This is a genomic window from Arsenophonus nasoniae, assembly GCF_004768525.1.
Classification (GTDB): domain Bacteria; phylum Pseudomonadota; class Gammaproteobacteria; order Enterobacterales; family Enterobacteriaceae; genus Arsenophonus; species Arsenophonus nasoniae.
This window is the reverse complement of record NZ_CP038621.1, coordinates 24,555-45,040: the sequence shown is the minus strand read 5'-3', so window position 1 is coordinate 45,040 and position 20,486 is coordinate 24,555. Positions and strand designations below refer to the sequence as shown.

Below are 20,486 nucleotides of genomic sequence, written 5' to 3'. Positions count from 1 at the left end.
TGATCGTTAGTGGATCAGTTTTGCATGATCGGTGACAACATGAGCGATATTCTCACCCGCATATTTTTTATTATAATTATTTCCCTCAGCTAACGTGTCAGTCGCAATCTGATTGAACGATTTACCTTGTCCACTAAACTCGGTTCCTTGACCATCATAACAATAACCTTGAAGTTCACCTTCACGAGTAATGTACTCAATACTGTTGCTTATTCCGGCTAACGTTGTCCCTGCGCCTGTAATTTTAAAAGCGACTTCATTACTGGGTTTATAACCCCATGATTTTGGCTGATAACCCTGTTTAACTTTATAGTTAAAGGCAGATTTTGAGGCTCTACGACTACGAAAAGCTGACTTTTCAGCTTGCCCTTTTGCACGTTTTATCCGGTAATCGTAATCCGTCTTAATGCCCATCTTAATCACCCAAAACGATTTAATGCATGGTCACGAAGTGATTCTACTTGTGACACTAAATCAGACATAACACCCATTAACTGACGAATGTCTTGGCGAAATTCCGTATCGTTCACCGTACAATATCTGCCTCCCTTAATGATATAGGCAATATTGCGACCAATCCGTTTTGCTTCACTATTCACTTTACGTAATGCTTCAATTTCAAATGGATACAAACAAGGATGTTTTGGAAATAGCGTTTGCCTTAAACGTAAGGCCATTTCACGACTTAGGCTTGATGGTTAGGAATCTCAATCAATACAGTAAGGCATTAATGGAGGTGTTTTGAACTTAATATTTCTATTAAATTCTGACAGTTTTCTCGTTGATTAACCATGAGAACAGTAATTCGGTTAAATTATCATCTAAAAGCCTAATAATAGGCACACTGCTCCTAGGCTGCGGTTTGTAACCATCGTTTTTTGACCATTTTATCCCGCCTTTCTGACAGTAAAGTGACGGCGTGTATTCCTTTTTCCGCACTCATAAACCGCAATCGGTTTCCACATAAAATACATTGGTACGGGTCAGTATTTAAAAAACCTTTGATAAGGGCCCCAAACCCAGGTTTTTCAGGCACATTAGGAGATATCATGTCTAACGCCTCATACACCTTCGGTAATAAGCACCCGCGTTTGCGATTGGCTAAAAAACCGTAATAACGGATCATCTTAAAATGTCGCGCAGGGATATGACTGACATAACGCCGTATCATTTCTTCTTGGGATAAGGTCTGTCGTCTGTATTGTTGGCTGTGGTGGTCATAGTAATGATGAACCACGGTGCCGCCGCTGTAGTGTTTCAATTGAGAAGCGGAGATAGGGGGACGTTTAAGATAACGGCCCAGATATTTCACATTATGCCAGGCCCCGCGTGTCTTTTTGGCAAAATGTACTTTCCAATAACGTTGAAACTGGGCATTGAGGTAACGGCACCAGGTCTGATAATTGCGAATGTGCCCGAAGCCAGGCAATTTATTGGGTTGTAACTGAAAATAGTTATCCCTAAGGAGTCGAATGACCGCACTGCGCCAGACCTTTTCAACGTCTTTCTTTTTAAAGAAAATCGGTTTCCAGGTGTCATATTGAGTGAGTCCCCACGCGTGACGGATAAATGAATATGCGGATGTTGATTGAGTTGGCGACCGTAAGTATGCAGCGCACAAAAAATGCCAATTTCGAGGCCTTAGCGCTTGGCGTTTTTGAGCATGGCGCGGGTTGCACAGCGAAAGAGTTGGTTGAGCAAGTACCAGTTATTGTTAAAAAAAGGCCAAAGTAGGTGAGGCATAGTGAGGGTAATATGTTGCCATTCGCAATCCGGCAAAATATGGCGCTGCTGGGCAATCCACTGTTCGGTGCCTTTGAGGCCACACGCACTGCAGGCTTTGGATTTACAGGTTTGACAAAAGAAGCGTGAATGAGAGCATTCAGGTGAAGAACAGCAATAACGGCGAACGCCCATAGCGCAGGTGCTGCAGGCGAGCATCTTTTCGACAGAGAGTAGTTGCCATTCATCCACGTGATTATTTTCGATGAAAAGGTTCCATCCGTCATCGTATTGAAATAGCAGTTTTGCAGGTCTGGGGATGTACATAGAGCAGAGTATAAAAGACGAGAAGGGAATTGCCTAGAAATAGAGCGCCTTTGCCGCGATGCTCACGCCAAAGGTGTGCTTATGTTCTACCGTGCGCTTTTGCATATGACTCTAGTGCAGTACTTTCATACTCATACAAAGAGACAGTAGTACGTGTTACTTTTTGTTCTTTTGATACCTCAAAACTCGTCTTTACATTATCCAATTTAAGAGTTTTCTCTTTAGCCATTTGATTAACCGATTTAAAGCCTTTTGATTTTGCCATCACCTCAGCTTGTACATATTGCTCATCTGTTAAGTAAAATTTTATTTGTTTCATCTTTCCTCCAAGAGAGCCAACTGCAAGTTCAGGCAAAACCTTGTTTTTTGGGGATTATGAGCAAAATGGTACTATTTTGCATCATAATCCCTATCCTGCATTAATTATACCTTGCATTTAATGCATTTTTCTATTCTTTAGTTGAATAAAGGCATTTTATTCATAACTTATGATAAGAATGTCAATTAAGACATATTCGCATAAAAAACAAAATGGGGAGTAAATAATCAATAAACGAATGTAAGTAGTGGAGTTCGTATCAAAAAAATATTAAGCAAAGATAAAATAATCCTCCATGCATTACATTGATGGAGGAGCTAGAGAGATAAAAAAATTAACCAGTCAAACATTCGTTGTAAAGTCGATTGAATTCTTGCTGATAAGCATTAGCGACATCTTTGTTATTTATCACGATGACATTTTCAGCATTTCTTTTTGCTGCGCTGGCACTGTAGTTAAATGAACCTGTTTGAACAGTATTGGTGTCAATGACCATAAATTTATTATGCATTATGGCGTAATGATCTGTTAAGCAAGTTTCAATCTGATGGTTCTTCAAAAAAGTTACGGCGGTATATTTGTTTCCATTTGCCTTTTTATCCGCAACGACTTTAATGTTAACGCCTCTTTTTTTGGCTTCTAATAAGGCTAACGAAACAGGTTTGCTCGTAAAACTATACGCAGCAACATGAATATCCCTTTTTGCCTGATAAATCGCATTTAAAATAATATTTAACGCCGTCCCCGTTGTTGAAAAACCCACTTCAATTTCTTTTGCATTAACGACAGAGGGTAACAATAAAAAATACAATAAAATTATTTTCCATTTTTTATATCCGTATCAAAAAAAGTCTATTTATTTTGAAAAAAATCGATTGGCGTTTTTTAAACTTTCCGGATTTATTTTCTCATTTTTACCTTCTTTATTTCCTTCAATCACTGGTTCAATAATTTCTTTTTGCAAACTGCCATCACCATAAATTTTCCCCTGTAGTGCTCTAACCTGAATATGACTTTGAGGATCCATTAAACTATTTTTATATTCTTCTTCCGTTATTGGCATCCATTCAGACCATTTACCATTAGGATCTAAATGATTAATTGTCCTTTTCTGCCAAGCAACAATTTCATTAACATTAACTTCCTCATTATTTTCAGCAAATGCATCAAAAACAGCTCGAACATCATGTAAATTACCATCATTTTCAATCGTCGTTGATAAAAAACTCGGCAACCTTGCATCTAACTCACGTAAACCAAAATACAACATTAAAGCATCTCGAATAACAGGTGTTTTTTTGCGATATGATTCAAGCGCCTCTACGACCTTTCTTTGTCCCACAATGTCTTCATTTAGGTAGAAAAAAAACTTTTTATTACTCATATTAATTATCTTCACTATCCAGTGCGCCCAACGCTTTGACTAAAGCAGTTTGTGGTTCATCTATTTTCTTGACCTTATCCCCCAATACGTGCCAATGTTTTTTAAATGGAGAAAGTAAAAATTCTGCGCCTCCTCCGGTTAAATAAATACGGTGAAAACTTTTGTAATTTTCCTCAATATGACCGATAACACTATCCGATAATTGCATCATAGCCATTTCCAATGCTTTTTTGACATGGGAAATCATCGATTTATTATTAATATATTGTGCTATATTCCGGTTTTTTACCATGTCCCTAATAAGACTATCCGTATCATTAAAATTCAGTTCAGTATCTGCCATCATTAAGGCATTTTGAACCTGTTTTATAATTTGACCTACCCCTAAGTTTTGATTTCCGGTAGTCTTAATGACATCATTAAAAACCCCACGTATTAAACCACAGTCAAGTGTTGTACCGCCCAAATCAACAACCAGCGATAATTCCCTTTCTTGAACATTATCAATGGATAAAATGGGCGCTACAGAAGGAATTGACTCCGGCAACACCTTGATATCATTAAAAGTAAAAACATCACCATTATTTAACTCGACTTTTTCTTTTAAGTTATTAATTTTTTTCCTGATATTTTCCTTATTTTCCTGAGCATCAGTATTGTAATATTCCGTAATAGGTAAAGTCACAACCAAATCAATTTCTTGTGGCTTTAAACCACTTTGTTGTAATGCTTCCTGAATACCTAATGTATTTATCGGTCTATACTGATAATTGATGTTAGTCGTGGAAATAATTTCATCACTATTGGGGGAGTAAGAATATTTCTTGCCATTAACAATATAATTGTGAACTTCGCCAAAGGTATTGTTTTTCCACTTTTCTACAAACCCATTTTGTAAAACAAATAGCTTTATTTTTCCATCTTCAATCCAGGCTAATTTAGTAGCTGTCGAGCCATCATCACAATAGACTTTCATCGAATTTCCTTTTTAAAATTAAAAAAATAAATTATATCTAATTTAAAAGATAATTAAAACAAAAAATAACCATTTAATCACCTTAAAACTAAATAACATAAAAAAACAAAACCAAAAAGGTGATAAAATAAAATAATAAGGTAATTTTATGTAAAACTAAAATCAATAAAATATAAAAAATACACTATAAAAGTGATATTTAAGTATAAATTACGTGATTGTGATAGATAAAGCAGTTCACAAGACACTCTAATTTCTTAGAGCGTTCAGGATTAAGTGATTTATTGCTTATTTCGCCGAGCTAAACGTTGCAGATTATCGTCAACATCGGATTGGGTGACCTCTCCAACTATCTGACCGTCTTTGTCATAACGAAACGCCCCTAACTGGATAAGTGCGCGATAATCAGTATGATGACCAATACTCCCTAAACAGGCTCTCAAACGCCTTCTGGCTATTGGGAAACCCTTTTCTTTCACTTCTTGCCACATATCTTGCTGGATACCAATTTTCATTGGGCACAACTTGCCATCAGGGAAAAGATAAGGCCAAAACGTGCTGATTTGTGAAATCGCTTCCTCTAACGGCAATCGCTTTTTAGGCGGTATGGGTGGTTTTGGAATTTTAACCTTCACTGCCTGTTTAGGTTTTTCAACCAGCTTCTTGGGCTGCTGTTTTACTACCTTTTGGGGTTTCGGTTTTTTTGCCTGTTTTTTGTGCGTAGCATTCACCCAGACCTTTTTACCGTAAACAGTATTACTTGAGGTCTGTTTTTCTGGTGAAGCCTTTCTAGTGCGATTGAGGCTTAATTTCTGGCGTTCCGTCATGGTTTAATCTTTAAACAGATTGCTCATTTCGACATCAGTCAAACCCGTAAATTTCATCACAGATTGCCTATCCATACCACTTTCTAGCATTTGCCGTGCTATCTTCATCGATGCATGTTTCTCGCCCTTTTGCATTCCCTCTTGAATTCCCTCTTGAATTCCTTCAATTTTACCTTCTTGTCTTAATGCTTGAGCAATAGTCATAAGTGCTCCTTCGTGTTTCTCTGACTGTTTCGCTATCTCAGTGATAAATTCCATTGGCTTTTTTGCATTTCCTTCTTGGATGAGATAATTAAACATCGTGATGACTTGATTATCAGTATAATAATTATACGACAGCAGTGTCACAATTTCATCAAGAAGCTCTGTCATATCCCGTCGGCGAATGTGCTTTTGTATCAAAGTTAACAAAGCCATGCGCTTATGTTGCATAATCTCGCCATCATCAAGCGTGGTGACATCGGCTAACTTAAAGGGATTGGTGTAGATACTCTTCGCTAGTTCCTTGTCCTCAAAGCAATTGAGCCAATTCGTGCTATAGGGGTGAGGACTTTGTTCACCTGCATAAAACAGGATAGGGAAAACTAACGGTAATTGCTTATGTCCATTCTCTAAATGCTTATGCATGGCAGCAAGGCTATAGCGCATTAATCGCCATGCAATGAGCTTATCAGGGTTGGACTGATGCTCAATCAAAACATAGATATATCCGCTGCCCTTTGAAGTGCTGACTGAGTAAAGAATATCACTCTGGTAGTTTTTCATCTCGATATCGACAAATGAGCCGGATTCCACTTTCAGACTATCCAAGTCACACAAGGCTTTAAGCTCATCCGGTAGCCAGATATCAAAGAAATCTTTTGCCGTCTCTTTCTCACTTAAAAACTGCTTGAATACGGCATCGTGTGGGGTTGGGGTAAATTTTTTACTCATCTGATATTTTCGTTGTTTACATAACAAATTGCATCATAACAAACGAATACACTATATTGAACGAGCAATCTTTTCATTACATGACATTAATCCTTATCATCAAAACACCTCGTTAACCACACGGGGTGTTTTTTTTTGAAAACCTCAGACTTATTTTTCAATAAAAAATAAGTGCATAATTTTGCATAAAAGTGCATGGATTTGCAGAACGTAGCACGCTACGCGTGAGCGGCGCAGCGGTGCTGCTTCGGGGATGTTAATGAGTTGAGTACTGTTTTATACTCTGCAGTAGGTTAATTTTTTTCAGGGATTCATCTCGATGGCTCGCAATAAATCTCCCAGAAAGCGTAAACCGGTTAAATCAGGCAGGCTGCCCGTCACTTCACGTGCCACAGCGCCTGTTTATCCGAAACGTTTTATGATCTCTCTCCCACCCGAAAATGATGATGACAGACCGCCTGAATTTTTTTATGACACCCTAAAAGAAGCCATACGCCACTGCGTCCGACTCGGCCCCCAATTTTTTCTCGACACGCAGTATTACCCGCCGCTAGTCACGATTATCAGGGGTTTTGAACAACGCCAAGACCAAGCCGATGACGCTGGATACGACTACACTGAGGGGGTAATAACTGAAAGTCTGCCTGCCGATGAATTCATCACCTATACGGAGCTAGGAATAATCCCTGTTTCCTTTGAACCCTGGGATAAACACACCGATAACTGGGCTGACGAATCTGACAATTTCTGTTTCTTTGGCAAGATGCCCATAAGGTAATTGAGTCAGATGTATATCCCTCGTCCTGCTAAACTACTTTTCACCATTGATGACGGTTGGAATAAATTCCTCGAAAAATACGGCGATAGCGTTAGTTCGTGGACGAGTTTATCTGTGGAGCGCATGCTTGCCTGCGGCACTTGTGCCATGGGTGTCCGGCGCTATTGTTGCGCTTCGTCTGATTGTTCTCACAGCCGTTTTTTCTGCCAAAGCTGTAAGTCAAAAGCCTGCAGTTCATGTGGCTTTAAAGCCACCGAGCAGTGGTTAGCACAGCAGGTTCATATTTTACCCGACTGCGACTGGCAACACATTACTTTCACCATGCCACATCTCCTTTGGCCTTTTTTTAACAATAACTGGCCGCTACTTAATGCTCTGTTTCGGGCAGCCACTCGAGCTATGCTGCAGTTGGCTCGCAAACAGGGTATCGAAATTGGTATTTTCTGTGCCTTGCATACTTATGGCCGGCAACTCAATCAACATCCGCATGTGTCACCGATCATGCAAAACTGATCCACTAACGATCATCTAAAACTGATCCACTTGGTATTATTCGCACATTTTTGTACGGATAATTTATGTTAACCAAGGAGATATTTGTGGATATTCATGTTCGCTTTGCACAAGGACAAAGCCTTCGAAAAATTGCCAGTGAGTTGGGTATATCCCGTAACACCGTAAAACATCATTTACAACAACAGACAATGCCAACTTATGCTAAAAGAAGTCAACAACCGACTAAATTATCCCCTTTAAACCTTATTTGCTTCAGCGAATTGAACTGGCTAAACCTGATTGGATCCCTGCAACAGTCTTATTTGATGAGGTAGTTGAAAACGGCTATCAAGGTGGTATTGCTCAATTACGCCGATTTGTTTGTCAATTTAAACCAAGCATTGTTCCCGAAGTAGTCGTCCGTTTTGAAACACAGCCAGGTCAACAAATGCAAATCGACTTCACCAGCATCCGGCGAGGTAAAAAATCGCTGAAAGCGTTTGTTGCAACGCTAGGCTATTCGCGTGCGAGTTATGTAAAGTTCTTTGATAATGAACGAGCAGAATCGTGGCAGCAAGGTTTAAGAGAAGCTTTCGACTACTTTGGTGGTGTACCACAGGAAGTATTGTGTGATAACGCAAAATCCCTCATCATCGAACGGGATGCTTATGCAGAAGGTGATCATAAATTACATGTCGAAATGCTTCAAATGTCGAAAGATTACGGGTTTAAATTGAAGGCTTGCAAGCCCTACAGGGCAAAAACGAAAGGGAAAGTAGAGCGCTTTAACCACTATTTAAAAAACAGCTTTATCGTGCCATTAAACACCGACCTTCGTGCTCATAATCTTGAACTGGATATTGAAATAGCTAATGCAAAAGTGGGTCCATGGTTACAACGCGTTGCCCATCAGCGAATTCATGGAACAACGTTAGAGAAGCCAGCAGATAGATTAGCTAAGGAAGTGAAGTCTCTTCTACCCTTACCAGCAAGGGTTTGCCAATCTATCCCACAGACTAATACGCTTAATATCCCTATCGTACCGCCCCTTGAATCTGTCAGTTTGCAACACTCAATCAGCGTATACGAAGCATTACTGGGAGGTGAACATGTTATTGCATGAACAAATTGAACACCTGTGTGAGTCATTGAAATTAAATTCTATTCCGACTCATTGGTCATCACTTGCCGAAAAATGCATTGCCCAAGACAAAAGCTACGGAGAGTTTTTACTGTCCCTGTTAAAATGTGAGCAACAACAACGAGATGAACGAACTCGTAATCTTTTGAGTCGGATGGCAGGATTCCCAGCACATAAAGAACTTAATACGTTCGATTTTAAGTTTGCAACGGGGATCCCCAAACAACACATACAGGAATTAAGCGCATTAACGTTTATTGAACGTAATGAAAATGTCGTGTTGCTTGGCCCAAGCGGTGTAGGCAAAACGCATTTAGCTATTGGGTTAGGATTAAAAGCAGTACAGGCCAAGAAGAAAACCCGCTTTACCACGGCAGCTGAACTGATGTTGCAACTCTCAACTGCCAAACGACAAAATAAGCTCAAACAATATCTATCACGTTCGGTGATGGCCCCGAAGTTGTTGATTATCGATGAGATTGGATACCTGCCGTTTGGGCGAGAAGAAGCAAACCTGTTTTTCAATGTGATTGCCAAGCGTTATGAGCATGGCAGTGTCATATTGACGAGTAACCTATCATTTGGGCAATGGCCAAGTGCTTTTGCTGATGACGCAACATTAACTGCCGCTATGCTTGATCGTTTACTTCATCATTCGCATGTACTGCAATTAAGCGGTGAAAGCTACCGATTGAAAGATAAGCGGCGCTCAGGAGCAATAACTGAGTAAAACAGTGGATCAATTTTGATTGATCGGATTTAGATAAAAAGTGGATCAGTTTTCGGTGATCGTTGACACTATGTTTACTATCCAAACCCCCTCGAGTGACGGAAACATGAACATGCGGATGTTGATTGAGTTGCCGGCCATAAGTATGCAAGGCACAGAAAATACCAATTTCGATACCCTGTTTGCGAGCCAACTGCAGCATAGCTCGAGTGGCTGCCCGAAACAGAGCATTAAGTAGCGGCCAGTTATTGTTAAAAAAAGGCCAAAGGAGATGTGGCATGGTGAAAGTAATGTGTTGCCAGTCGCAGTCGGGTAAAATATGAACCTGCTGTGCTAACCACTGCTCGGTGGCTTTAAAGCCACATGAACTGCAGGCTTTTGACTTACAGCTTTGGCAGAAAAAACGGCTGTGAGAACAATCAGACGAAGCGCAACAATAGCGCCGGACACCCATGGCACAAGTGCCGCAGGCAAGCATGCGCTCCACAGATAAACTCGTCCACGAACTAACGCTATCGCCGTATTTTTCGAGGAATTTATTCCAACCGTCATCAATGGTGAAAAGTAGTTTAGCAGGACGAGGGATATACATCTGACTTAATTACCTTATGGGCATCTTGCCAAAGAAACAGAAATTGTCAGATTCGTCAGCCCAGTTATCGGTGTGTTTATCCTAGGGTTCAAAGGAAACAGGGATTATTCCTAGCTCCGTATAGGTGATGAATTCATCGGCAGGCAGACTTTCAGTTATTCCCCCTCAGTGTAGTCGTATCCAGCGTCATCGGCTTGGTCTTGGCGTTGTTCAAAACCCCTGATAATCGTGACTAGCGGCGGGTAATACTGCGTGTCGAGAAAAAATTGGAGGCCGAGTCGGACGCAGTGGCGTATGGCTTCTTTTAGGGTGTCATAAAAAAATTCAGGCGGTCTGTCATCATCATTTTCGGGTGGGAGAGAGATCATAAAACGTTTCAGATAAACAGGCGCTGTGGCACGTGAAGTGACGGGCAGCCTGCCTGATTTAACCGGTTTACGCTTTCTGGGAGATTTATTGCGAGCCATCGAGATGAATCCCTGAAAAAAATTAACCTACTGCAGAGTATAAAACAGTACTCAACTCATTAACATCCCCGAAGCAGCACCGCTGCGCCGCTCACGCGTAGCGTGCTACGTTCAGAAAGTCGTCGTTGAAGGTTCGTCCTGCCCCTCCAATGGATTAGTGAGTCGGGATGTTAAAGGCGCACTCCTTTCCTGTCAAACCGGCAGGTGGACCAAAACGACTGGACTGGGTCCTGTTTCCTATCATAAAACCAATTCAGGTGCTAAAAATATTGGCTCACACGATTTTTGTGCGATCGCAGGCTTTCACTTACCGGGCAGCCATTTTGATTATGTAGCCTGTCATGTGAAACCAGATGAGCATAAAAACTGGATTTTATCAGGTGGTCCGCAATTTTTTGTTCGCTTCCAATGTGAAGCAATTTGCATTAATTAAAAAATTCTACTCATCCTGATTCACCCATATCAATTTATCAACGGGGAAATTAAGTTCTCTGGCAAGATTTAGCAAAGACTCCGTTTCCGCCGTCTCGAGCCTAGGTGTGCGTGAAAGCAGCCAAAGATAGTTTCGACTTGGCCCTGCTACCAGCGCATAACGATATTCTGGATGTAGCGCTATCACATGGTAGCCACCATAGAACGGCCAGAAGAAGGAAACTTTCAGTGACCCCTTTTTCGGGGAACCTATAAATTTTGCTTTACCTATACTTTTTCGCCATTGATGCAGCTCGGGCAAAAATCCCCGATTAATGACTTTCACACTCCCGTCGGGATTAAGCATGTAATTGGCGGTAACCCGTTCTAGGCCACGCTCAAAACGATTGTCTAGTCGGGCAATTTCGTACCAGAGACCGAGATATTGATTCAAATCAAAATTTTCTACAGCCTTTACACCCTTTGGCGAAGACATACTAGAACGTAGCACGCTACGCGTGAGCGGCGCAGCGGTGCTGCTTCGGGGATGTTAATGAGTTGAGTACTGTTTTATACTCTGCAGTAGGTTAATTTTTTTCAGGGATTCATCTCGATGGCTCGCAATAAATCTCCCAGAAAGCGTAAACCGGTTAAATCAGGCAGGCTGCCCGTCACTTCACGTGCCACAGCGCCTGTTTATCCGAAACGTTTTATGATCTCTCTCCCACCCGAAAATGATGATGACAGACCGCCTGAATTTTTTTATGACACCCTAAAAGAAGCCATACGCCACTGCGTCCGACTCGGCCCCCAATTTTTTCTCGACACGCAGTATTACCCGCCGCTAGTCACGATTATCAGGGGTTTTGAACAACGCCAAGACCAAGCCGATGACGCTGGATACGACTACACTGAGGGGGTAATAACTGAAAGTCTGCCTGCCGATGAATTCATCACCTATACGGAGCTAGGAATAATCCCTGTTTCCTTTGAACCCTGGGATAAACACACCGATAACTGGGCTGACGAATCTGACAATTTCTGTTTCTTTGGCAAGATGCCCATAAGGTAATTGAGTCAGATGTATATCCCTCGTCCTGCTAAACTACTTTTCACCATTGATGACGGTTGGAATAAATTCCTCGAAAAATACGGCGATAGCGTTAGTTCGTGGACGAGTTTATCTGTGGAGCGCATGCTTGCCTGCGGCACTTGTGCCATGGGTGTCCGGCGCTATTGTTGCGCTTCGTCTGATTGTTCTCACAGCCGTTTTTTCTGCCAAAGCTGTAAGTCAAAAGCCTGCAGTTCATGTGGCTTTAAAGCCACCGAGCAGTGGTTAGCACAGCAGGTTCATATTTTACCCGACTGCGACTGGCAACACATTACTTTCACCATGCCACATCTCCTTTGGCCTTTTTTTAACAATAACTGGCCGCTACTTAATGCTCTGTTTCGGGCAGCCACTCGAGCTATGCTGCAGTTGGCTCGCAAACAGGGTATCGAAATTGGTATTTTCTGTGCCTTGCATACTTATGGCCGGCAACTCAATCAACATCCGCATGTTCATGTTTCCGTCACTCGAGGGGGTTTGGATAGTAAACATAGTGTATGGCGAAAGCTGTTTTTCAAAAAAAAGGATGTCGAAGAAATCTGGCGAGGGGCTGTTATCCGACTACTGCGTCACAGTTATGATTTAATTAACCCTGGCCTTCTTCCCGGTCTTGGCCATATCCGTGACAAAAAACATTGGCGGCGTTACTTGAGGGCGCAGTACGGACGTTATTGGAAAGTGCACTTTGCTAAAAAAACGAAAGGGGCATGGCATAGTGTTAAGTACCTCGGTCGCTACCTTAAACGCCCACCGGTATCTGCGTCAAAACTGCGGCATTACCGAGGGGGTGCCGTTGTTCATCACTACCATGACCACCGAACTGGCCAGCATCGGCAGCAGACTCTGCCGCAGGAAGAGATGATTAGACGCTATATAAGCCATATTCCGGCCAGGCATTTTAAAATGGTGCGTTACTCTGGTTTTTTGTCGAATCGTAAACGAGGAAAACTATTGCCGAAAGTGTATAAGGCACTTGAGATGACGGCACGTAAAAAACCGGAGAACCCAGGTTTTTCTGTGCTGATGAAAGGATTTCTGCGTACCGATCCGTACAAATGTATTCTGTGTGGCGACAGGCTGCTTTTCACCGGGGCGCAAATGGGTAAAAAAGCAACGGAATTGTTGTCAGAAAGACTGCATAACCTGGAGAAAAAGCGATGGTTACGCAGCTAAACGCAGGATCAATGTGTCTAAAATAAGGAAATCAGGTTAGAAATTACACTCTCTGAGGAAATGTTAACTGGCACTAAACACAATAAATCGATCCCCATCTCCTTTTTGCAATAAGGGATGGCTTTTGCTACTCACTTTAAAAGCGATTCAATTTCCTAACCATCAAGAGAGAGATAGCAAAGAAGATATTAGTAAATACAGATTTCTCCATAATTTCATGTCACGTCAACCTTATAACCATTTTCAATAAATACTCAATCAGCGTAATTCAAACCAACTTGATAGGAAAGTCATTATGAATAAAACCCTCTTCACTGCAACATGGCTATTACTTGCAGCCAGTATTCCTCTTTCTGCTCAAGAAAAAGTTGACTCAGGCGACCCGTGTACCGTTGTACTGTGCATGTACGGGAAGCTACAAGGCAGCAATCAAAGTGAGTGTAGTGGCGCTGTTCGTAAATTTTTCTCCCTTAGGAAATTTGGACGACACGGTTTTGACCCGTGGAAAACGTTTGTTAAACGGCGTGATTTCCTGGGGGGCTGTCCAACGGCAGATCCAGCAATCGTCAGCGATATCATGAAACAATTTGGCAGAATGCGAGGATAAAAAAAGAATAAAAAGATCGCCCATCATCAATCGCCACAAAAAAACAAAAGAGGAATAAAATGTATACATTTCTTACACCCATTATCATCTATGCATTCTTGTTTATCGTTACAATGATGGAGAAACGAAAAGATAAAATAGAAATCAGCATAATCAGAGATAACGAAGAGGTAGCGATAAAAAACATTCCAAGACATGAGCTTTTTTCCATTTACCATCGCGTACTCCGCTTGTAGTGGTCTAATAAAACTGTAGAGATTTATAGCTTATAATTAAGCAAAATCTTATAGGTATAAATATGACCCGAAAAGTAAAAGTAACCTTTAGCGGAAAGCAAAAACTGGAATATGCAAAACTCATGGTTGAAGGTGGATATAGCAATATCCAAGTTGAAAAAATATCCGGTGCGGGTAAATCTGCCGTATCACGATGGAAGCAACAATATCTTGCCGAGTTAAATGGGAATACGCCTGTAAAATCAAAAGCGTTAACACCCGAGCAACAGCGCATACAAGAATTAGAAGTTCAACTTAAGCGTGCTCAGAGGGATAATGACATATTAAAAAAAGCCGCGGCTTACTTCATCCTCGACAATCAAAACTCAAAATCGTGAAGCAACTGAAAATCATGTACCCCAATTTTACGGTCACTGAGTTATGCCATCTTTTTGAAGTAAGCAGCAGTAGTTTTTATTATGAAACGAAAATACCGACAGTTGAAAATGAAAGACTGTGTGGCGAAATCAAACGTATTTTTTATACATCGGGTCAAATTTATGGCAAAAGACGTATTCAAGCCGAGTTAAAGGGTTTAGGGCACCAAATTGGCACTTATAAAATATCGAACATCATGAAATTAAATCAATTAGTTGCAATTAGACCAACGAAAAAGCACTACTATCACTCATCGGGTAACGAACATCGATATGCCCCTAATTTGCTTAAACGACAATTTTCCCCTGAACAGCATAATCACTATTATGTCGGGGATATCACGTATATTAGACATCACTATGGGTGGAGCTATTTAGCCTGTGTGTTGGATTTAGCCACCAAAGAAATTATTGGTTATGCCTTATCAACAAAACCGGATTCGAAATTAGTGAAAGAAGCCTTAGATAACGCAATTGAACGGCAATTACCGGATACGACAAGTTTGATGTTCCATTCAGATCAAGGTTGCCAATATTCATCGGAGGAGTTTAGGGCGCACCTCTTTGAACGGAAAATAACTCAAAGCATGAGTCGGCGAGGTAATTGCCTCGATAATGCCGTGATGGAAAGATTTTTTAGGAGTTTAAAGACAGAAAGACTTAACCGTTTATCGTTTATGAATCATCAATCTGTTGTCTGTGAAGTTGAAAATTATATTCAGTTTTACAATTATTATCGACGCCATTCAACGATTGGTTATTTAACGCCACATCAAAAATATCATGAACTAAAAAATGCCGCTTAGATCTTCTACAGAATTTGTTGACCATTACAGCTCATGGCGCGTATTTCATATCTTTTTCTATATGGTTAAAGAATTTCTTATTTCATTTCAATATGTCATCTCCATGACACCAAAATTGATTGTAATAATATTGAGTTGCTACTTTATTTATGAACCATCAGTTATAAGAGAATTAAACGCAGATGTCATAACCTCTTGTTTTGAATCCTTAAAGGAAAATATTAATTCATTAATAATTTTAATAGCGAATCTATCTTTCTTTATCTGTTTTTTAAGAATAATTAATCCTTACAGAGACAATGTATTTTCTCTCATTCAACAACAAACTGATGAGACGATTAAAAAACACATCGGCGTATCAGGGGATTGTAGAATTATCTATCAAATAGCCAAAAAGAAAAAAGCTAACCATTATTGTCTTTAACAAAGAAAATAATCTAACAGGTGAAAAATGAAACTCTTTATCGCAGAAAAACCCTCCGTGGCGAAGGATATTGCCAAAGCGCTAGGGGGCAATTTCCAGAAAAAAGACGGCTATCTTGAGTCAACCGATAACGTCGTAACATGGTGCTACGGCCATCTCCTGAAATCGATTGAACCGGAGGCGTACAATCCGGCTTATGCGCAGTGGAAAGCCGAGGATTTGCCGTTGCAGCTTTACCCGTTACGCTATGAGCCGATTGCCGGAAAGGAAGCGCATACCCAAACCGTCATTGACTTGATTAACCGGGCTGATGTGATTATCCACGCAGGCGACCCGGACGACGAGGGGCAATTACTGGTTGAGGAATTGCTGGAATATACCGGCAACAGCAAGCCGGTTAAGCGTTTGCTGATTAATGACAACACCGACGCTGCCGTTAAAAAGGCACTGTCCCAACTGAAAGATAATCACCAGTTCAAAGGCATTTACCGCAAAGCACTTGCACGAGCCGCTGGCGATTTGATTTACGGCATGAGCATGACTCGCGCCTATACCATCGAGGGACGCAAAAAGGGCTATCGGGGCGTACTCTCCGTCGGTCGGGTTCAAACGCCGATCCTCGGGCTGATAGTGCGCCGCTATCTCGCCAATCAGTCGCACACGTCGAGTTTTTACTACCCGCTTATCGGGGATTTTGCCGTTAACGGCCAGACATTCGCCGCCAACTGGAAGGTCAACGAAAATGCGCCGCAGGACGACAAGAAGCGTCTTACCAGCAAAAGTTATGCTGATGCACTGGCAGCACGTTTACGCGGCAAGGACGCCGATATAAAGGCCGCTGGCGTGCAGGAAAAAGAAAATGCACCGCCACTTCCGTTCAATCTGGTGAGATTGCAGCAGATGATGAACCGCCAGCACAAAATGACGGCGGCGCGAACGCTGGAAATCACCCAGCAGCTACGCGAAAAATACAAAGCGATCACCTATAACCGCTCCGATTGCTCCTATCTGTCTGACGAGCAGTTTAACGAAGCGCCACAGGTGCTTGAGGCGCTGCAAGGCATTGGTGATTTTAACGGACTTGCCCTTGATCAAAGCCGAAAAAGCAAGGCGTTTGACAGTGGCAAGGTAACAGCCCATACCGCGATTATCCCTACCGCCAACGTACCGGCATTAAACGCCCTCAGTGAGCACGAACGGCTGGTTTATCTGGCTATCGCGCAACATTATCTGGTGCAGTTCATGCCCAACAAGCGTTATCTGGAAGCCTCAGTTGTCGTTGAGGTTGAAGGTGAAACCTTTAGCGCACGGGCAACAAAAACGATGGATGCCGGGTTTAGCGCCTTTCTCAAAGGTGAAGCGTCAGACGCCAGCGATGAGGATATGCCGGACAGCGCGTTTGGCGTGCTACAGGCATTACGCACCGGGGAAACCGGCCGTTGTGATGCGGTGACCGTGAATGAAAAGAAAACCACGCCACCGCTGCTATTTACCGAAGCCACGCTACTGGCAGCACTGGTACGGGTAGCGGATTTCGTTGAAGATGCACAAATTAAACAATTGCGAACGAATCAGCCTACGGCTGCAAATCGATAACCTGAAACACTGTGCGCTGATATCTAGTGATAAAACGCGCGGTAATCTATTCTGATTGGCTCTTAATTTTTAAGTATCTTTTTTTGGCCTATAAACTGAAAATGCCTTACAGAAAGATTGAGGGAGCTTTAGTCCGTGTCTTGAGTGTAATATCGTCCATCAAAGCTAAACTGATTTATGTCCTTTCCTATGAAAAAAGATTTTCAACCCCGACCGTTAAAATCGCTTTTTGAGCGGAATAAGGCCTGGGCTGAAATTATGGAAACCACTCAACTCAGAGAGATAGAAATAGAAGTAGTCACAAAAATGTTGGCTTGCGGCACACCCATGATGGGTTTCCGTGAGTATTGTTGTGAAAACGAGAATTGTGATCATCAAAAGTTAGTCTGTTTTACCTGCAAAGGTCGGGGTTGCCCATCCTGTGGGAAAAAATTGACGGATAACTGGATAAAGACCACGATTAAACGTTTACCTAATGTCAAATGGCAGCATGGCACATTTACGATGCCGCACAGTCTTTGGCCTCTCTTTGAATTGAATCGATGGTTACTAGGGAAACTGTTCCCGTTTGCTGCGGACAATTTACTTTATGCAGCGAAGAAACGCGGATTAACCATGGGTATTTTTGGTGCGCTACATACCTATGGGAGAAAACTAAACTGGAACACGCATATTCATCTCTCATGGACAATGGGGGGCATCAATCAGAATGAAAAATGGAAGTCGATGCAATTTGACCTCGCTAAAGTGAGAAAACGTTGGATGTGGAATGTTCGACAATATCTTCTTTCTGTCTGGGGAAAAATTTACCTACCTGAAAGTTTACAGCACATAAGAGATTATGATGAGTGGAAGCGGTTTATTCTTAATGCAGGGAAAAATGCCGAAGGTAAAGATTATTGGCATGTCTATTTTGCCGACCCGACATCCAATGCCAAAAAGACAGCAAAGTATCTGGGGCGTTACCTGAAGAAACCGCCTGTCTCGGGGCGAGGCTTGAGCATTACGATGGCGGAAGTCGTATTACGTTACGATTTTTTGACCATAATACGGGTCACTACAAAAATTTAGATTTATCCCAAAAAGAATTAATTTTACGGCTTATCAAACAAATCCCCGAAAAACATTTTCGGATGCTCCGTTATTTTGGTTTTTTAGCCAATCGGGTGGTGGGAAAGTTTCTGGATGTTGTTAGAAACGCCGTCGGCCAATCCGAATTCAAAAGAAAAGGGTCTGTTCCCTTTGCGCTGCTAAGTCAGCGGTTTTTAGGTGTTGATCCGTTTAGCTGCATTCTTTGTGGTGGAAGGATGCGATTTTCTCGTTTTATCAAAGGATTAAAGATATCTCAATTAGTCTATCATGCTTTAGAGATTGCCCGAATGCGCTATGTCCCTTTGTTGGGGTGAGGGGAGATCTATTTAAAATCGACTAAATTGTACAAAGTTAACTCATATTGTTCTAAAAACATCATTACCGCTTATTGAAAAATCTTTCTCTCACCTCAAAAAAGGGGGAAATCACCTTTCGCACCCGTTATTCTGCTTAATAATTAATGTTAAATTTTTGTTAACTTATTTTTGAAATTCTTAGACGTTAAAAGAAAAGGATAAAGACAAAAAGGATGAGCACGGCGGCATCGGTACACCCGCCACACGTTCTGACATGCTGGAAAAACTGAAAAACCGCCAGTTTATCCGTGAAGAAAAAGGCAAGCTGCTCCCCACTGAAACCGGCGTGGCATTTTTCCGCGCTCTACCAGAGTCAGCAACATTACCCGATATGACTGCCCTCTGGTCAGCACAACAAAGCGATATCGAGCAAGGCAGTAAAACGGTTGATGAATTTGTGAATGCGCTTATCGATGATTTGCGCCAGCACGTCAATACAGTCAGCGTGGGTGAAATTAAAGGCGAAGCAAAACCAAACAGTGGACAGGGTGAAAGATTAGCCACCCCCTGCCCCAATTGTGGTAAGGATATTGTGGTGCGTCCCAAACTGTTTACCTGTACCGGATGTGACTTTAAAATCTGGTCTACTGTGGCAGAAAAAAAGCTCACTAACAAACAGGTTGAAATTCTCATTCAAAAGGGAAAAACAGGCATGATTAAAGGCTTTAAAAGCAAAGCAGGGAAAAATTTCGATGCCATGTTGATTTTACAAGATAAAACCACTGGAAAAGTGGGATTTGAGTTTAACCACAACGGGAAATAATGCAACCCAAAAGTAAAATCGAAGGGTTACGCCAATTAAGACGATACTCGGATGCAAACCCAAACCCATTGCTGAAGCCCTTAGCGCCGAACGTAGCTTGACGAGTTTTTGATTAACAAATAAAATTAACAAACAAAAACCCTTCATTAAACAGAAGGGTTTTTATTTAATTGAGTAATATAATGACGGATTTGAATGATGAGTGAAAACGAATTATATGATTACGCTATAACCCTTTTAGCCAAAAAAGACTATTCTTCTGGTAGCTTACGTCGCCTACTCAGCAAATTGACAGAAAAAGAAGAATACGTTGACTGTGTTGTTCGGCGGTTAAGCGATAATCACTATCTCAACGATACACAGTTAATTAATAACCTTATAGATAAACACATTAAAAAACGCCATGGCCCAACACGAATAAAGCAGGAAATCAGGCAAAAAGGTTTTCCGCAAGAATTAATTGAACAAAAAATAGAGGAGTCCGGCATAGACTGGTATTCGATGGCCAAAGAAGCAAGGATAAAAAAATTTTCTGATACTCCCCCCGCAGAGCAAAAAGAGAAAGCTAAGCAGATCCGCTATCTTCAGTACAAAGGATTTTCTATGGATATGATCTTCGAGGCATTTAGCTAAACTCAGGTGTACATCAATCATAAAATAATAAAATTCACACCCAAAAAAAACACTTCTAGTATATTTTTTCGACATAAAATCAAAAACAACACCAAAAAAAGAAAAAACAAAAAATAACACCATAAAAGGTGTAAAAAAATATTGAAAAACACACGAAAATGGTGTACGTTT

The 20,486-nt window shown here is 41.4% G+C and carries 20 protein-coding genes and 5 pseudogenes; 13 read left to right on the top strand and 12 right to left on the bottom strand.

Features of this window, described 5'->3' with window-relative positions:
- Positions 1-6: 6 nt before the first annotated feature.
- The 9 genes and pseudogenes from ArsFIN_RS24680 to ArsFIN_RS24640 form a co-directional block, all read right to left on the bottom strand.
- Complete coding sequence (locus ArsFIN_RS24680) at positions 7-414, bottom strand: hypothetical protein (protein ID WP_135679051.1); 408 nt, start codon at positions 412-414, stop codon at positions 7-9.
- Positions 415-419: 5 nt separating this feature from the next.
- On the bottom strand, positions 420-677 hold the full coding sequence (locus ArsFIN_RS24675) for a hypothetical protein (RefSeq protein WP_135679049.1): 258 nt from the start codon (positions 675-677) through the stop codon (positions 420-422).
- A 173-nt stretch (positions 678-850) separates the two neighbouring features.
- Positions 851-2,049 (bottom strand): annotated as a pseudogene (locus ArsFIN_RS29075) (IS91 family transposase).
- A 79-nt stretch (positions 2,050-2,128) separates the two neighbouring features.
- A complete protein-coding gene (locus tag ArsFIN_RS24665) occupies positions 2,129-2,404 on the bottom strand; it encodes a hypothetical protein (RefSeq protein WP_135679047.1) in 276 nt (91 codons plus the stop codon).
- 298 nt (positions 2,405-2,702) lie between these two features.
- Entirely contained in the window at positions 2,703-3,188 is a 486-nt protein-coding gene (locus ArsFIN_RS24660) for a phospholipase D family nuclease (protein WP_026823965.1), read from the bottom strand.
- Positions 3,189-3,224: 36 nt separating this feature from the next.
- A complete protein-coding gene (locus ArsFIN_RS24655; protein ID WP_026823966.1) occupies positions 3,225-3,752 on the bottom strand; it encodes a hypothetical protein in 528 nt (175 codons plus the stop codon).
- Between the two features lies 1 nt (position 3,753).
- Positions 3,754-4,728 carry a plasmid segregation protein ParM domain-containing protein gene (parM, locus tag ArsFIN_RS24650; protein ID WP_026823967.1) on the bottom strand — a complete coding sequence of 325 codons (975 nt, stop codon included), beginning with the start codon at positions 4,726-4,728 and terminating at the stop codon, positions 3,754-3,756.
- Positions 4,729-5,009: 281 nt separating this feature from the next.
- Entirely contained in the window at positions 5,010-5,555 is a 546-nt protein-coding gene (locus ArsFIN_RS24645; protein WP_026823968.1) for a ProQ/FINO family protein, read from the bottom strand.
- Between the two features lie 3 nt (positions 5,556-5,558).
- The gene (locus ArsFIN_RS24640; protein WP_135679045.1) at positions 5,559-6,488 is read right to left on the bottom strand and encodes an Rpn family recombination-promoting nuclease/putative transposase; all 930 of its coding nucleotides are present in this window, start codon (positions 6,486-6,488) and stop codon (positions 5,559-5,561) included.
- A gap of 319 nt (positions 6,489-6,807) precedes the next feature.
- Here ArsFIN_RS24640 and ArsFIN_RS24635 point away from each other — a divergent pair, with 319 nt between their 5' ends.
- The 4 genes and pseudogenes from ArsFIN_RS24635 to istB all read left to right on the top strand — a co-directional run bounded on the left by ArsFIN_RS24635 (position 6,808) and on the right by istB (position 9,632).
- Positions 6,808-7,266: a hypothetical protein gene (locus ArsFIN_RS24635; RefSeq protein WP_210409124.1), complete on the top strand. Its 459-nt coding sequence runs from the start codon at positions 6,808-6,810 to the stop codon at positions 7,264-7,266.
- A gap of 9 nt (positions 7,267-7,275) precedes the next feature.
- Positions 7,276-7,758, top strand: a pseudogene (locus ArsFIN_RS24630) (IS91 family transposase); the annotation flags it as partial.
- A gap of 86 nt (positions 7,759-7,844) precedes the next feature.
- Positions 7,845-8,884: pseudogene (istA, locus tag ArsFIN_RS24625) on the top strand (IS21 family transposase).
- The gene (istB, locus tag ArsFIN_RS24620; RefSeq protein ID WP_135677409.1) at positions 8,871-9,632 is read left to right on the top strand and encodes an IS21-like element helper ATPase IstB; all 762 of its coding nucleotides are present in this window, start codon (positions 8,871-8,873) and stop codon (positions 9,630-9,632) included. The pseudogene istA and the gene istB overlap by 14 nt, the downstream one beginning before the upstream one ends.
- Before the next feature lie 10 nt (positions 9,633-9,642).
- On the opposite strand, the pseudogene ArsFIN_RS24615 reads toward istB, so the two are convergent.
- Positions 9,643-10,224: pseudogene (locus ArsFIN_RS24615) on the bottom strand (IS91 family transposase); the annotation flags it as partial.
- 155 nt (positions 10,225-10,379) lie between these two features.
- Positions 10,380-10,691, bottom strand: coding sequence for a hypothetical protein (locus ArsFIN_RS24610; protein ID WP_135679043.1), 312 nt, complete (start codon positions 10,689-10,691; stop codon positions 10,380-10,382).
- 58 nt (positions 10,692-10,749) lie between these two features.
- On the opposite strand from ArsFIN_RS24610, the gene pilV reads away from it, so the two are divergent.
- A complete protein-coding gene (gene pilV, locus ArsFIN_RS24605; RefSeq protein WP_135679041.1) occupies positions 10,750-11,124 on the top strand; it encodes a shufflon system plasmid conjugative transfer pilus tip adhesin PilV in 375 nt (124 codons plus the stop codon).
- A gap of 6 nt (positions 11,125-11,130) precedes the next feature.
- Here pilV and ArsFIN_RS24600 read toward each other — a convergent pair whose 3' ends face one another.
- Positions 11,131-11,598 (bottom strand): lipocalin family protein, encoded by a 468-nt coding sequence (locus tag ArsFIN_RS24600; RefSeq protein WP_135679039.1) that lies wholly within the window; start codon positions 11,596-11,598, stop codon positions 11,131-11,133.
- A gap of 117 nt (positions 11,599-11,715) precedes the next feature.
- Between ArsFIN_RS24600 and ArsFIN_RS24595 the strand changes: the two genes are divergently transcribed.
- From ArsFIN_RS24595 to ArsFIN_RS24560, 8 genes and pseudogenes are all read left to right on the top strand, one after another.
- Entirely contained in the window at positions 11,716-12,174 is a 459-nt protein-coding gene (locus ArsFIN_RS24595; RefSeq protein WP_210409124.1) for a hypothetical protein, read from the top strand.
- A gap of 9 nt (positions 12,175-12,183) precedes the next feature.
- Positions 12,184-13,386, top strand: coding sequence for an IS91 family transposase (locus tag ArsFIN_RS24590; protein WP_135678014.1), 1,203 nt, complete (start codon positions 12,184-12,186; stop codon positions 13,384-13,386).
- A gap of 295 nt (positions 13,387-13,681) precedes the next feature.
- On the top strand, positions 13,682-13,993 hold the full coding sequence (locus tag ArsFIN_RS24585) for a TrbM/KikA/MpfK family conjugal transfer protein (protein WP_135679037.1): 312 nt from the start codon (positions 13,682-13,684) through the stop codon (positions 13,991-13,993).
- Between the two features lie 298 nt (positions 13,994-14,291).
- Positions 14,292-15,451, top strand: a protein-coding gene (locus ArsFIN_RS24580) for an IS3 family transposase (protein WP_135677411.1) whose coding sequence is annotated in 2 segments (ribosomal slippage) — positions 14,292-14,571 and positions 14,571-15,451 — 1,161 coding nt in all. Because the reading frame shifts where the segments join, the coding sequence is not laid out codon by codon here.
- A 451-nt stretch (positions 15,452-15,902) separates the two neighbouring features.
- Positions 15,903-17,438: pseudogene (locus tag ArsFIN_RS24575) on the top strand (DNA topoisomerase); the annotation flags it as partial.
- A 222-nt stretch (positions 17,439-17,660) separates the two neighbouring features.
- A protein-coding gene (locus tag ArsFIN_RS24570) for an IS91 family transposase (protein ID WP_026824113.1) occupies positions 17,661-18,877 on the top strand; the annotation gives its coding sequence in 2 pieces (ribosomal slippage) (positions 17,661-18,459 and positions 18,459-18,877; 1,218 coding nt in all).
- Between the two features lie 229 nt (positions 18,878-19,106).
- Positions 19,107-19,682 (top strand): topoisomerase C-terminal repeat-containing protein, encoded by a 576-nt coding sequence (locus ArsFIN_RS24565; protein ID WP_276324686.1) that lies wholly within the window; start codon positions 19,107-19,109, stop codon positions 19,680-19,682.
- Positions 19,683-19,880: 198 nt separating this feature from the next.
- On the top strand, positions 19,881-20,315 hold the full coding sequence (locus ArsFIN_RS24560) for a regulatory protein RecX (protein WP_026823894.1): 435 nt from the start codon (positions 19,881-19,883) through the stop codon (positions 20,313-20,315).
- Positions 20,316-20,486 lie beyond the last annotated feature (171 nt).

Bases quoted from the DNA above. Each gene is read 5' to 3' on its own strand.
- ArsFIN_RS24645 (WP_026823968.1), bottom strand. From the start codon at position 5,555: ATGACGGAACGCCAGAAATTAAGCCTCAATCGCACTAGAAAGGCTTCA.
- ArsFIN_RS24640 (WP_135679045.1), bottom strand. From the start codon at position 6,488: ATGAGTAAAAAATTTACCCCAACCCCACACGATGCCGTATTCAAGCAG.
- ArsFIN_RS24610 (WP_135679043.1), bottom strand. From the start codon at position 10,691: ATGGCTCGCAATAAATCTCCCAGAAAGCGTAAACCGGTTAAATCAGGC.
- ArsFIN_RS24635 (WP_210409124.1), top strand. From the start codon at position 6,808: ATGGCTCGCAATAAATCTCCCAGAAAGCGTAAACCGGTTAAATCAGGC.
- parM (WP_026823967.1), bottom strand. From the start codon at position 4,728: ATGAAAGTCTATTGTGATGATGGCTCGACAGCTACTAAATTAGCCTGG.
- ArsFIN_RS24680 (WP_135679051.1), bottom strand. From the start codon at position 414: ATGGGCATTAAGACGGATTACGATTACCGGATAAAACGTGCAAAAGGG.
- ArsFIN_RS24585 (WP_135679037.1), top strand. From the start codon at position 13,682: ATGAATAAAACCCTCTTCACTGCAACATGGCTATTACTTGCAGCCAGT.
- ArsFIN_RS24595 (WP_210409124.1), top strand. From the start codon at position 11,716: ATGGCTCGCAATAAATCTCCCAGAAAGCGTAAACCGGTTAAATCAGGC.
- ArsFIN_RS24590 (WP_135678014.1), top strand. From the start codon at position 12,184: ATGTATATCCCTCGTCCTGCTAAACTACTTTTCACCATTGATGACGGT.
- ArsFIN_RS24655 (WP_026823966.1), bottom strand. From the start codon at position 3,752: ATGAGTAATAAAAAGTTTTTTTTCTACCTAAATGAAGACATTGTGGGA.
- ArsFIN_RS24560 (WP_026823894.1), top strand. From the start codon at position 19,881: ATGAGTGAAAACGAATTATATGATTACGCTATAACCCTTTTAGCCAAA.
- istB (WP_135677409.1), top strand. From the start codon at position 8,871: ATGTTATTGCATGAACAAATTGAACACCTGTGTGAGTCATTGAAATTA.
- ArsFIN_RS24600 (WP_135679039.1), bottom strand. From the start codon at position 11,598: ATGTCTTCGCCAAAGGGTGTAAAGGCTGTAGAAAATTTTGATTTGAAT.
- ArsFIN_RS24675 (WP_135679049.1), bottom strand. From the start codon at position 677: ATGGCCTTACGTTTAAGGCAAACGCTATTTCCAAAACATCCTTGTTTG.